12 protein-coding genes are annotated in these 12,091 nt (G+C 70.0%); 6 read left to right on the forward strand and 6 right to left on the reverse strand.

What is annotated here, in order from left to right; all coding sequences use genetic code 11:
• Nucleotides 1-173: 173 nt before the first annotated feature.
• Both ACZ4IF_RS43155 and ACZ4IF_RS43160 read right to left on the reverse strand, forming a co-directional pair.
• Complete coding sequence (locus tag ACZ4IF_RS43155) at nucleotides 174-755, reverse strand: hypothetical protein (RefSeq protein ID WP_467574328.1); 582 nt, start codon at nucleotides 753-755, stop codon at nucleotides 174-176.
• Nucleotides 752-1,402 carry a DUF4265 domain-containing protein gene (locus tag ACZ4IF_RS43160; RefSeq protein WP_467574331.1) on the reverse strand — a complete coding sequence of 217 codons (651 nt, stop codon included), beginning with the start codon at nucleotides 1,400-1,402 and terminating at the stop codon, nucleotides 752-754. Before ACZ4IF_RS43160 ends, ACZ4IF_RS43155 begins: the two co-directional genes overlap by 4 nt.
• Nucleotides 1,403-1,944: 542 nt before the next feature.
• On the opposite strand from ACZ4IF_RS43160, the gene ACZ4IF_RS43165 reads away from it, so the two are divergent.
• From ACZ4IF_RS43165 to ACZ4IF_RS43175, 3 genes are all read left to right on the forward strand, one after another.
• On the forward strand, nucleotides 1,945-2,304 hold the full coding sequence (locus tag ACZ4IF_RS43165; protein ID WP_467574334.1) for a DUF6234 family protein: 360 nt from the start codon (nucleotides 1,945-1,947) through the stop codon (nucleotides 2,302-2,304).
• A gap of 617 nt (nucleotides 2,305-2,921) precedes the next feature.
• Nucleotides 2,922-3,074: a hypothetical protein gene (locus ACZ4IF_RS43170; RefSeq protein ID WP_467574337.1), complete on the forward strand. Its 153-nt coding sequence runs from the start codon at nucleotides 2,922-2,924 to the stop codon at nucleotides 3,072-3,074.
• A gap of 86 nt (nucleotides 3,075-3,160) precedes the next feature.
• Nucleotides 3,161-3,745: a GNAT family N-acetyltransferase gene (locus ACZ4IF_RS43175; protein ID WP_467574339.1), complete on the forward strand. Its 585-nt coding sequence runs from the start codon at nucleotides 3,161-3,163 to the stop codon at nucleotides 3,743-3,745.
• A gap of 896 nt (nucleotides 3,746-4,641) precedes the next feature.
• On the opposite strand, the gene ACZ4IF_RS43180 is transcribed toward ACZ4IF_RS43175, so the two are convergent.
• Together ACZ4IF_RS43180 and ACZ4IF_RS43185 are read right to left on the reverse strand one after the other, a co-directional pair.
• Nucleotides 4,642-6,600: a hypothetical protein gene (locus ACZ4IF_RS43180; RefSeq protein WP_467574343.1), complete on the reverse strand. Its 1,959-nt coding sequence runs from the start codon at nucleotides 6,598-6,600 to the stop codon at nucleotides 4,642-4,644.
• 543 nt (nucleotides 6,601-7,143) lie between these two features.
• Nucleotides 7,144-8,067, reverse strand: coding sequence for a helix-turn-helix domain-containing protein (locus tag ACZ4IF_RS43185; RefSeq protein WP_467574345.1), 924 nt, complete (start codon nucleotides 8,065-8,067; stop codon nucleotides 7,144-7,146).
• Nucleotides 8,068-8,252: 185 nt separating this feature from the next.
• Between ACZ4IF_RS43185 and ACZ4IF_RS43190 the strand changes: the two genes are divergently transcribed.
• A complete protein-coding gene (locus tag ACZ4IF_RS43190) occupies nucleotides 8,253-9,011 on the forward strand; it encodes an SDR family oxidoreductase (protein WP_467574349.1) in 759 nt (252 codons plus the stop codon).
• Between the two features lie 138 nt (nucleotides 9,012-9,149).
• On the forward strand, nucleotides 9,150-9,305 hold the full coding sequence (locus ACZ4IF_RS43195; RefSeq protein WP_467574352.1) for a hypothetical protein: 156 nt from the start codon (nucleotides 9,150-9,152) through the stop codon (nucleotides 9,303-9,305).
• 295 nt (nucleotides 9,306-9,600) lie between these two features.
• On the opposite strand, the gene ACZ4IF_RS43200 is transcribed toward ACZ4IF_RS43195, so the two are convergent.
• Nucleotides 9,601-9,939, reverse strand: coding sequence for a transposase (locus ACZ4IF_RS43200; protein WP_467574354.1), 339 nt, complete (start codon nucleotides 9,937-9,939; stop codon nucleotides 9,601-9,603).
• Between the two features lie 57 nt (nucleotides 9,940-9,996).
• Nucleotides 9,997-10,887 (reverse strand): NAD(P)H-binding protein, encoded by an 891-nt coding sequence (locus ACZ4IF_RS43205; RefSeq protein ID WP_467574357.1) that lies wholly within the window; start codon nucleotides 10,885-10,887, stop codon nucleotides 9,997-9,999.
• A 153-nt stretch (nucleotides 10,888-11,040) separates the two neighbouring features.
• On the opposite strand from ACZ4IF_RS43205, the gene ACZ4IF_RS43210 reads away from it, so the two are divergent.
• The gene (locus ACZ4IF_RS43210) at nucleotides 11,041-11,886 is read left to right on the forward strand and encodes a LysR family transcriptional regulator (protein WP_467574359.1); all 846 of its coding nucleotides are present in this window, start codon (nucleotides 11,041-11,043) and stop codon (nucleotides 11,884-11,886) included.
• Nucleotides 11,887-12,091 lie beyond the last annotated feature (205 nt).

Below are 12,091 nucleotides of genomic sequence, written 5' to 3' on the forward strand. Positions count from 1 at the left end.
GTGCGAGCCATCGGTCGCCGAGCCGTCCGTCGCCAGGAGACAACGGAGCTATGCACTCCCAGGAATCGTCGGGAACGAGGTCGGCAGGCACGCCGGAGAGCCTGCCCGACGCGTTGTCAGATATGGGCCGAGATGTCGGTGTCGAAACGACATGCGGCAGCGGCCGGTCGGGGTCAGTGCCAGCCACCGTGGCGTGGCTCCACGTACTCGCCGAACGGTGGGTCGAACGCCTGCCCGTCGTCATCGGTCACGATGTAGTCCGGTTCGGTCTTCGAAGCGGCTGCGTGCAACCGGGTGACGAGGTCAAGGACAGGCACGATACTCAGCGACAGGGCTGCGGCCACCTCGGCGGCTTCGCTGTCGATGTCCGGGTTGTCCTTGTCGCGGGACCGTGCGAGGTGTTCAGCGGAGATCTGCATGACCTCCACATCGCCACCCCCCGAGAAGGAGAGGCAGTCCTGCCACTCCAGCCCGATGATGATCTCCAGCGCCTCCGCCAGGTCGTCGGCGAGCAGCCCGCCTTCGCCTTCGGAACTCGCGAACACCACCGGACGGCGACCGTTTTGCTCGGCACACAAGAAGTACGCCCCACCTGCGAGCTCCCCGGCGATCGCCTCCAGCGGCGCACCCGAGGCAAGCCTCAGGTCATCGCCATTGTGCTTGCGGTGGATGTCGAAGCCGAACGATGACCGCAGCAGCAGATCGATCTCCGGGGTGGTCCGGATCAGGTCGAGCAGATGATCACTTGAGGTCATGGCACGGACCATAGCGGCTGCCACTGACGTGTCAGGGCCAGGGCGAACAGCGCGCCCACGTCCGGCGGTGGTGCGACTCCGTGGATGGCGCTTCTTGTGCCCGACGGGCTGCCCCGCGAGCCGACCCACGGCTTGATCGAACCGGGGCCGTCCTGGCCCTGGTCCGAGGCCGTAGCTCTCCATGCCGCGGTGACGCACCCTTCCTCCCAGTGCCACCATTCCTTGACTTCGCCGTGCTCGAGCAACCTGCGGATCCGGGGAAGGTCCGCCGTCGGCGGGATGTCCAGCGCGACCATCCGGAACTGCTCGATACCCTCGCCTGTCGTTCCCAGCTGATGGAAGGTCTCCAGCACGGTCTGCCTGGCTGCTGCCGAACCTTCGTCCTTCAGCACGATCAACCGGATGGTGCAGTTGTCCGAGGCGCGAACGGTCTCGCCGGCCCACCACAGGCCCTCGTCGTCGACTTCGACTCCGACAACGTCATCGCTCGCGACCCCGCGGACGAACCACGGGATGTTGTCCAAGCGCACGGTCCCGTCGCCGAGGTCCACGGCCCACAGGCTTTCGACTGACGCCGGAGGCCAGCCGTCCTCGTCCACCTCCATGCGGAAGTGGACCTTCACGTGGGCATCGCTGATGTTGCTCATCGCGCCATCATCTACGGGGGCCGACATGCCCGGAAGCGTCGAGATCGCGAGTGCCGATCTGGTCGAGCGACGGGACGTCGAGGAGTGCCTTCGACGGCATTCGGTCCACCTGGTGTCGAGCCGCTTTTCGCGTCGTGGACTGTCGTCCGTTGCTGATCTTGCCTGCGTGGTGTTGTGCTCGAGCACCGGTCGGAACCTCATCCTGTCTCGCTCGCTCCTCGAAGAGCGTGATCACCGTGACTTCCGTGCTTCTCGTGAGCAAGCCGCAGGAGGATCGGAGGGCGTACCCGTGCCGTCGGCTGTGCAGGCGTTGCAGGGATCCATCGGACACAGGGTGGCGGCACCGCGGTGTCTGTTGTGGGCACGAACAGGCACGACTTGATCTCGACCGTGAAAAGCCTGGGACGTAGCACCATGTTGCGTACGAATGTACGACCATGCCGTTAGGTCGTGGTTCCCGCACCTCGCGCACGTCGGAGGACCTGCCCCGGTCCCGGAAGCCCCTGGACAGCCGTGGCGACGCGTTCGCGGGTGGTTGCCTGGTGCTGATCCTGCTGCTCCTTGAGATTCCGGTCGCCCTCCTGTTGATCTTGAAAATGGGCTTGGAAGGGTGGGCCCGTTCGAGCGATTCCATGCAGGTCGGCACGCCACCGATGGACTGGGCACCAGTGCTCTGGTTCGGCGGTTACACGCTGGCAGTCCTCTTGGTGGCGGTGGCCCTGCTGCGTTGGGCACATCCGCTGGCAGGGGTCATCCAGATGGTCGTCGTGACGGCCGCATTGATCATCACCATCACAGCCTGGCGCGCTGAATACGAGCGCGCCCATCCGTCTCCACTGCCGACATGCCCGACGCGGGCGGGAGTTCCGTGCGCTCCTGACAACGGCACTCCCTCTCCCTGACACTGTGACCGTCTACAGGCTGTCCCGTGGGCGGTGTGCGCAGGCGGGTGCCAAGTTCGCCGCGGGCAAAGGTGGTCGGCGCTGATGCGGGCGGGTGCCGGGCGCGGGTCGACGAGGGCGGTGTCGTGGCCGTGGGCACATTCGTCCAGGGTCCGGGCGGCGCGGGCGTCGAGCGCGCGTTGCAGGGTGAGCTGGGGGATGGGGGACGTCGCCGACGGTGTGCAGGCTGTACGAGGTGAGCGTGGCGGCCGTCTTCGAGTCGACGTCCGGCAGTTCCCGAACCGGCCGGGGCCGCAGGAACGCTGTGACGGCCGCGGGGGAGTGGCCGACGATCGTGCGCTGTCGCCGGAAGCCGGCGCGGACCAGCACCCGCCGCACCGCCTGGCAGCAGAAGTCCGTGCGCTGAGCCTCGCTCTTCGGCCCGCCAACGGCACCACGGTCGCTCGACTCGAGCGCAGTCGGCCGCAGCTGGTGCACGCGCCCGTCGAGGCGTGCAGCCCGGCAGGCACCCAGCGACCGCCGCGAAGCCGTCGGACCGTGGGGCATCCCGGCAGGATCTGCCCTTTGCGCGCTGCTCCACAACCGCCAGGACGACCGCTGGATCCCTGTCGCAGGGCGTGGCCATCGTCGACCGGCTCGCCTTCAACGCCACCGTCATCGAGACCGGCACCAAGTCCTTCCGGCTCGCTCGCATCAAGGCGAACAAGACCAAGGGAATCAAGTGGTCGGGGCCGCGGGGGCTGCGGGCCGCCGAAAGACGCGTGTTCTGATCCGGCCCTGACCCGGCGGTGATCGTCATGCGTTGCCGAATGGCTCGCTGTTGACGTGCGCGGCCAGCATCGGGCGATCATGGTGCATGACTCGCGCTCTGTCGACGCCGCCCGTCATCGCCTCCGGCCTGCTCGGTGGCTCCCCCCAACCCGTGCTCTCCGCCACCGGGGGCTTGCTGTTACGCCCTTGGGAAGAATCCGACGCACCAGCGTTCCTGTCTGCTTATCAGGATGACGAGATCCGACGCTGGCACACGCGTCGGCCCTCCACCGAGCTCCAGGTCCGGGAATGGTTCGACGCATACCGCCAGGACTGGAAGCACGAGAAGGGCGGCCACTGGGCGATCACTCGCGACGGCGACGAGGTACTCGGCCGGATCGCACTACGCGGACTGGACTTCGACGACGGCATAGCCGACGTTGCCTACTGGGTGCTCCCGGCCGCCCGCGGCGCCGGAGTGGCCTCGCACGGCCTCGGGGCGCTCACTGCCTGGGCCCTGTACGAGATCGGCTTCCAGCGGGTGGAGCTGGACCACTCCACCCGCAACCACGCCTCCTGCAGGGTCGCTACCAAGGCCGGTTACCTCCTGGAAGGCACCAGGCGCAGCGCCGCCGTGCATGACGACGGCCGACACGACATGCATCTGCATGCCCGCATCCGAGGCGACTGAGCCTTCCCCATCTCGTGACAAGCGTCGCCACCGAGTGTCGACGACCTGATCAATCGCCTGTCGGCCGGGCTCGTTCGACAGGGACGAGCTCGTCCGGGACGGGTCGGGAACGTCTGTCTTGGCGGCCCAGCGGGTCAGGGCCTTGAGAGCGGGTGCGAGCGGACCGCCTGCGGCGCTCCGGCGGCGGCGCCCTCGACGGTTCTCTGCCGACCTGCGCGCACTCGCCGACGAAGCCCTCGCCCGTATCGTCGGCGACGAGGATGGGCCGGCCTCGGACCGGGTCGACCGGGAGGACTGGAAGCAGTGGCGAGCCATGCTCACGCGGCTTCGCGCAGTGCTTGCCCCGCCACCCCCTTCCATCGCTCTGTTCGATGTCCAGCCGTGACAGAGCGTCACTCAGCACGGAAACTGAGCCAGAAGCCATTGTCGTGACCAGAGCCGATCTCCTGCACTTCCGGCGGCGACAGCGGCGGGACCATGCGTGGGATCCGCCTGACCAACCGCGCGGCGCCAACCGGCCAGGCGGTAGGGGAGTCCTGCGACTCCCCGAGGACAGGTCGGTCGTGTACCGGAAGTGCCGCTCCAGGCCGCCTCAGCGGCGCCCTGGCGGGCGAAGCGGTCTCGGTAGGCAGTTCGCCACCTGGTGCTCTGCCATGCACTCGGGGGACACCTGCACCGACGACCAGCACGCCCTGGCCCGCACCATGGAGAGCGGCTGGCAGGCACGCAGCACGCTGCTCAGCGACCACGAACGGGGCCGATTCCAGCCACCCGGGTCGAGCACTCGAACAACGTCGCGGCCAACCCTGCGGGTGCGCCGGCGGCACACGTGCGACGGAGTACGGCGGGTGCCCGCGGAGTTGGAGCAGGGCGTGGCCGGCTGTGCGTGGCGGAGTTCAGTGTGGGACCATCACGGTCGCCGTGCGGGGCGTCGGTGTTCGGCGCGGGGTTGTCGCAGCCGCAGTGAGGATGAGGTGCAGGACGGAGACCGGGATCGCCGGGTTGGTGACCGCTGTGGATGCCGTGTCGCGGTCGTGCAACAGCCCGGCCAGGACGCGGGCCGGTAGCCGCGGATTGCGCACCACGGCGCCGCGGACGTGGGCCTCCGGGTCGTTCAGCAACCGCACCGCGTCCGCCGGTGACAGCCGGGGGTCCTCAGCCGCTCGGCGGCGCACCTCGGCCTCCGGATCGCGGGCCAGGCGTGCGACGTCGGCCGGTGTCGACCCCGGGTCGTCCAGGGCCAGGCGGCGCATGCGCCCGCTGGGGTCGGCCGTGTAGCGCAGCAGGCCCGCACGGGGGAAGTTGGGGTGACTGCGGGGCCGGTCGGGGTGGCTGAAGCTGCCGTCCCACCAGCGCCAGACCTCCAGAAGCATGTCGGCCGGCGCGTCCTCGCAGGATTCGGCGAGGAACAGGCGGACCACCCGGTCCTCGTCCCGCGCCAAGCGCCCCACGACGTCCGGCGGGAGGTGCCGGGCTCGGGCCACACCGCGGCGGACCAGCGGGTGGGACGACGCGGCGAGACGGCGCATGGCGTCGGCGTCGCCGTGCAGGTCCTCGACCCAGGGCAGGGTGTGCGACATCGACATCGACGTCGGGTCGAAGTCGTGGCGCACCGCGGCACGTTGCTCCTCGGTGAGGTCGGGGCGCAGCGCCACCGCGGAGCGGATGTCGTCCTGCGGGTCCTCCGCCAGCACGGCGACGCCGCGCGCGCCCAGGCCCGGGTTGGCGGCCAGCGCCCGACGTACCTCCGCGTCCCCGTCCCGGACCAGCTCCGCCTCCAACTCAGGTGCGAGGCGGCACCGTTCGAGCGCCGGTCGCTGGTCGGGCAGGTCGGTGAAAACCTCGCCAGGCATGGGAACGCCGGAGTGGTGGGCGAGCAGCGCAGCCGTTCGCACCGTGTGGTCGGTGTCGGCCAGCAGCCGTTCCCGCACCGGCGCAGCGAGGTCCTCCCACCGGGCACAGACCGCCGCCCGCACCAGGGGATCGGCGTCGGCCGCGAGGCCAGGGAGGTGCTGTGCGGGGAGCCCCGGGAGTTCGGCGGCTCGCGCGCGGGACGGGCCGGCGAGGAGGTCGTCGTACAGGTCCTCGGGGAGTTCGGCGCCCCAGCTGCGGGCGCGCTCCGCCCAGCGCACGCGTCGGTCGGGCGACGGCTCGGCGCGGACCACGTGTACCCACTGATCGGACGTGAGCTTGGGCCGGAAGGTGTCGGCGGGACTTGACCGCACCTGCGGATCGGGGTGCGTCACGGCGGCGTCGAGGACGGCGGGCCGGTCGCATCCGTGCAGGAAGCCCTCGTCCACGTCCAGCAGCCGGATCAGCAGTTCGTCCGTCGCGGCCGGATTGGATCCGATCCCCTCCGCCCAGTGCAGAGGCCACGCAGGTCGGCCGGGCACCGCCGCCCACACCTCGGCCCGCTCGGTCTCCGTCTCGCGCCCAGCGGCCGCGGCAGCCTCCTCCAGCCGCTCCGGCAGTCGGTCGAGGGCCGTCACCCGGGGCCCGCCCTCGCCGGGCACCTCCGCCAGCAGCACCTGCCCGTCGAGGGAGAGGGCCACGAACCCGGGGCCGCCGGTGAACTCCGGCACACCGCTCCCGGCGTGCCGGACCCGGGTCCACCAGGAGTCGTTGCCGCCGATCCGGTGCCTGTGGACGGCCACCAGGAACTCGCCGTCGACATCGCAAAGACGGCGCCACCACGCGGCATCGAGTGCTTCCCGGGCCACGCCGTCCGGCGCCGCGATCCCCCGCGCGATCCGCCAGCCGGCCTCCGGCGGGAACAGGCTGCCCGGGCGCACGTCCTCGACGACCGTGAGGCCGGCGCGTGCGAGGAGTTCGTGGAGTTTCCCTTGGTGCCGCACGCGGTCATGATCCCCGCCGGCTCGCGGTGGGACAAGGCCCTCAGCCCAGGCCCGACCGGCCCTCACCCGCGTACACGTCGGTGACTGCGCCGTCGTTCGGGTGCCGCACCCGGGTGGCTGGAGTCGGCCCCCTACTTGAGCATCGGTAGCTTTCTCAGGTTCCGCAGAGACCTGGCCCATGACGGCTTGGGGCCCGCTTCGAGCCGTCATGGATCTTCACGCATCGGGGCCGCGTCGAGTCGTCGTGGATCTACACGAGATGAGGCCGCTTCGAGTCGTCATGCCGGGGCCGAATCACGACGTCGTAGCCAGGCCGCAGGGACGCGCGCCGAGAGAGGATTCACGCCGGCGCCGCGCGGCCGGCAGTCGGATGCCGTCGTGCGCGCGTGCCCTGCCCCCCGTCCGGTTCGATGCCGCCGCGCCCCGCCCGCACCCCGCACTTGGGGACGTCTGGCTGCGATGCTCGACGCCGGCCACACGCAGCGCGGCGAGGGCGCATCGCTCACGCATGAGCGTGCGCTCTGAGGAGCGAAGGGGAGCAGATCAGGCTTCGGAAGGGAGGCTGTCGTCGCCAGTGGTAGCGGATTGGCTGCGGTCCGTACGCAGGGCGCTGGGGGTCAGGCCGAGGTGGCGGCGCATGGTGCGGGTGAGGTGGCTCTGGTCGGCGAAGCCGCACGCGTCGGCGATGTCCGCGATCGCGGTGTCGGTGGTGAGCAGGGCCCTGCGGGCCTGTTCGAGCCGCTGACCGAGGACGTACTGGTGCGGGGACTGCCCGGTGGAGGCTCGGAAGACCCGGGTGAAGTGGGACGGGCTCACACCGGCGACCCGGGCGAGGTCGTCCAGGGCGACGCGCTCGGCGAGATGGGTGTGGATGTAGCCGGTGACCTGGGCCAGCCGGCGCGGCGGGAGGCCGGAGGGAACGGGCGCGAGGCCGGCTCTCCGGGAAGCCGCGGTCTTGATGACGTGTGCGGCGACCGCCTGCACCAGCGATTGGGCGTAGAGAGTGTCGGCGGGACCCTTCTGCTCGTACTCGAGGACGAGGCGTTCCACCATCATGGCGAGGAACGGGTCGTTGCGGTGGTAGTCCGGGGTGATCTCCAAGGTGCCGCGGAAGCCGCCCTCGTCCGCGAGCTTCTCCAGCCAGGCCGGGTCGAAGGCGACGAGCATCAGCTCCACGTCGTCCTCCCAGCGGGGGCGGGATGCCCAGCCGGCCGGATTGATCAGGGACTGCCCGCGGTGGAAGCGTTCCCTGCGCGCGTGCCCGTCAGCGCTCCAGCGCAGATTCGTCGACGTACCCGTGTGCACCACCAGGACGTGCGAGCTCGGGCCGATGGGCGGTTGGGCGCTGGGCTGCCTCTCGGCGGCCAGCTCCCTGCCGCGCTCGACGACGGCGTGGTCCAGGCCGGGCCCGCTGCCCGACAGACGGACGAGGCGTGGCTTGATCAGGGACGTCGCAGAGCTGGACACGCCCCCATTATCGGTCGGCGTGTCTTGATTGCACAGATCCGGCCCGGCGACGGGTGAGGTACGCGGTGCCCCGGTGCGACTCCGTGATGCGTTTGTTCCAGGACAGCCGGATCGTTCAAGAACGGCCGGGGCCGGGCGGGCGACATTGGTGGCGCACATCGTGCTGACACCGGAAGGAACCAACCATGAGCTCGAACCACTCGCTGACCGGCAAGACCGTCCTCGTCGGAGCCGGCGCGAAGAACCTCGGCGGTCTGATCAGCACCACCGTGGCGCAGGACGGCGCCAATGTCGTGATCCACTACCACTCCGACGCCACCGCCGCGGACGCGCAGAAGACCGCCGAATCGGTCGAGGCGGCCGGCGGCAAGGCCCTGACCGTCCAGGGCGACCTGTCGAAGGTGAGTGAGGTGGAGCGGCTCTTCGTCACGGCGAAGGACCACTTCGGCGGTGTCGACGTCGCCGTCAACACCGCGGGCATGGTGCTGCGCAAGCCGATCGTGGAGACCGCCGAGGAGGAGTACGACCGGATGTTCGCGGTCAACTCCAAGGCGGCGTACTTCTTCATCCGCGAGGCCGGCCGGCACCTCAACGACAACGGCAAGGTGATCACGATCGCCACGTCGCTGCTCGCGGCGTTCACCGACGGCTACTCCACCTACGCCGGCGCCAAGGCCCCTGTGGAGCACTTCACCCGGGCCGCCGCCAAGGAGTTCGCCACCCGCGGCATCTCCGTCAACAACGTCGCCCCCGGCCCGATGGACACCCCGTTCTTCTACGGCCAGGAGACCCCCGAGCGCGTGGCGTTCCACAAGTCGCAGGCGCTGGGCAACGACCTCACCAAGATCGAGAACATCGTGCCGCTGGTGACCTTCCTGGCCACCGACGGCTGGTGGATCACCGGCCAGACCATCTTCGCCAACGGCGGCTACACCACCCGCTGACCCCGCGAGGCCCTCACGGTCGGCCGCCCTGCGGGCCCGGAGCGGCTCCAGCCGCTCCGGGCCCGTGCCGGGAGCACCGCAAGCCTCCGACCGTGACCTGCCTGACCACCCGGGAGCAACCACACCCGGCACCACGCGGTGACCACCGCCGACCGCCTTACGCTTCCGCTCGCCGCCCTGGCGGTCCTCGCCTGCACGTACGCCGGCGACGCCGCCGTCCTCCTCACCGGCCTGACCTGCCTGCCGGCCACCGACGTCCTCACCTGGGCGCGAGCGTCCGCCAGTTGCCCGTAGGCACCGGCCCTCCACCACACCAAGCCGCTTGGTCCGGTAGGGGAGTGCACGCGTCCTGCGCTGATCCACCGGACGGTATCGCCTCCCGCCTTCCCCAGCAGGCGCGGGCGGAGCCCAGTTGTAAGCGCGCCATACGCTGTCGCACCCGCCGGCAGGAGCCACAGATGGGTGCAGCCCTTCCCTTCAGAAGAGCTGCACCCAATTTCCGAGGGCGGCGTGCAGAGCGGCCGCGAGTTCGCGGGCCCGCTGCGCGGTGGCCACGTCGTACAGCGCGGACGAGGCGGTTTCGTTTGGATCAGCGGGTTGACCAGAGGAAGATGCCTTTTGCGAGCCCTGCCGCATGCCGGTGAGCGCGCACAATCGTGGAGTCCACCGAGATTGCCCAGTTGAGGTCCTCGTCGGTGTCGGCATGGGCCATCAGCGCGGTGAACACCCGCTCCCACATGCCGTCGACTGCCCACATCCGCTGCCGGTTGTGGACGCCTCGCCAGTTGCCGTACTTCTCCGGGAGACGCACCCGCTGGGTGCCGCTCTGGCACTTGAAGGCGATCGCGTCAATCACCTCCCAGTGATCACGCCAGCGACCACCCCGCTTGGGCGTCCGGTCCGGGAGCAACGACTCGATCCGCCCCACTGCGCATCACTCAACGGCACACCCGGACCAACGACCAGCTGACCGACACGAAACTGCCTAGTCCAGGACGGCGGGCCTCAGCACCTCTTCGCACCACGTGCGAAAGCCTGTGGGCGCGCACTGCGGGGTGCTCGGCTGGGCGGCGCCATAGAAACCCTGGTCCATCAGGGCATCCGCCATGTCGGCCAGTCCCTGTGCCCATGCGTCGCTCGCCCCGAAGCGCAGCGCCGTCGCCTTGTAGTCGGCGCTGCTGGTCCGTCGGACGCGCACCGGACGGTTGAGGACCTCGGAGACGACCTGTGCCATGTCCTCGGCGGTGAGATCATCGGGCGCGACGAGCGGCACGTCGTACTGCCCGGTCCAGGAGCCGTCCAGCAGCAGCCGGGCCGCCGTGGCGGCGATGTCTCGGGTGGCGCAGGTGCGAAGGACGCGGTTCTCCTCCGCGGCCAGGAAGAACACGCCCGCGTTGCGGATCGACGCGGCCTGGCCCAGCAGGTTCTCCATCAGGAACGGCGGGCACAGCGCCCGGTAGTGCACGCCTGTGGCCATGATCGCCTCGTCCATGCCGAGCGAAGCCGATATCTGCCCGGCGTTCTTCGCCACTCCGCGTCCGAGGGTCGAGACGCTGACGACCCGCTCGACGCCCTGACGTCCGATCACCTCGCACAAAGGTTCGGTGAAGTCGCGGAAGTGACCTTCCACGCTGTCCGCCTGGGGTGTCGGGGGCACCAGCCAGAACACGCGGTCGGCGCCCGTGCACGCCTCGTTCAGGACAGCGGGGTCGCAGTGTGATCCGTGAACGACCTCGACGCGCTCGCGCACCCGCGTGGAGAGCCGGGCCGGGTCACGGGCGATGACCCGGATGCCCTGCGTACTGTGCGGGGCATCCACGAGCTGGTCGAGGACCTGTCGGCCGATCTGGCCGGTGGGGGTGGTGACGACGATCATCAACGGCTCCAGGGGAGGTGCTTGTCGGACGTCGTCGAGCCTGCTGCCTGCCGGGCCCGAACTGAAGGACCGATTCGCTCGTGCTTGTTACCCTCAAAGCAATACCGAGCGATACCGACCTCGGTGCGTCCTGCGGGACCAGAGGGGCAGAGCATGGAATCCCGTCCGCTGCGCTACTTCGTCGCCGTAGCCGAAGAACTCAACTTCACCCGCGCAGCCGAGCGCCTGGGCATCTCACCGCCGCCCCTGTCCCGCGCAATCCGCCAGTTGGAGGCGGAGATGGGCGTCGCCCTCCTCGAGCGGACCACCCACAATGTGGCGCTGACCCCGGCCGGAGCGGTACTCCTCGCGGAGGCGAGGATCGCCCTGGACGCCCTGCAGGCCGCCGAACGAAGAGCCCAGCGCGCGGCGGCTCCCGAGCCGAAGCTGATCCTGGCCGTCAAGGCGGACGGCGACGCGGGCCTGCTGGAGCCGATCCTGACGTGTTTCGCGTCGCAACCGGTGGCGGTGCCGGTCGCCGTGCGGCTGTGCGGTTGGCTTGAACAGCCACGGCTGCTGCGGCAGGGCGAAGCCGACGTGGCCCTGGTCCACGAGCCATTCGACCGAACCGGCCTCGACTCCGAGACCCTGATCTGCGAACCCCGGGTAGTCGCTCTCGCCGCCGACCACCCGCTCGCAGCCCGCGACCGCCTGGCACTCGCCGATCTCGGCCTGCGCCCCGAGGACGTGCCCCGGTCGGTCGAGAAGAATCGCAGCCTGGGCCGTGACCTCGCCCAACTCCTCACGCTCGTCGCACTGGGCGGCCCCACTCCCGTGCTGCCTGCCTCGGTGGCCGCCCGCTATCCACGCCCGGGCGTCGCCTACCGGCCGGTCTCGGACGTACCGCCGTCGGTCCTCGCCATCGCCTGGCCACAGCAGTCCCGTTCGACGGCCACGGCGGCACTCATCCGCACCGCAGCGACCGTGGCCGACACCGCGCGGGGCCGGCACGCGGCCTGAGGGTTGTCCCGTAACCGCCGGTTACGAGTGAGACGATCCTGGTGTGGCAGGGCGGACGCCGTCCTGATCGCGGACGGAACCCTGGTGCCCACACCGAAGCCCTTGGTGAGTGAGAAGCCGTATCTCAACCGAACGTGATCGTTTGATTTCTGCTGGTCAGGAATGGTTTCGCTCGGGTTGAGGGAGGCATGTCGACGTCTTGTGT

The organism is Streptomyces sp. NPDC025784 (assembly GCF_055558435.1).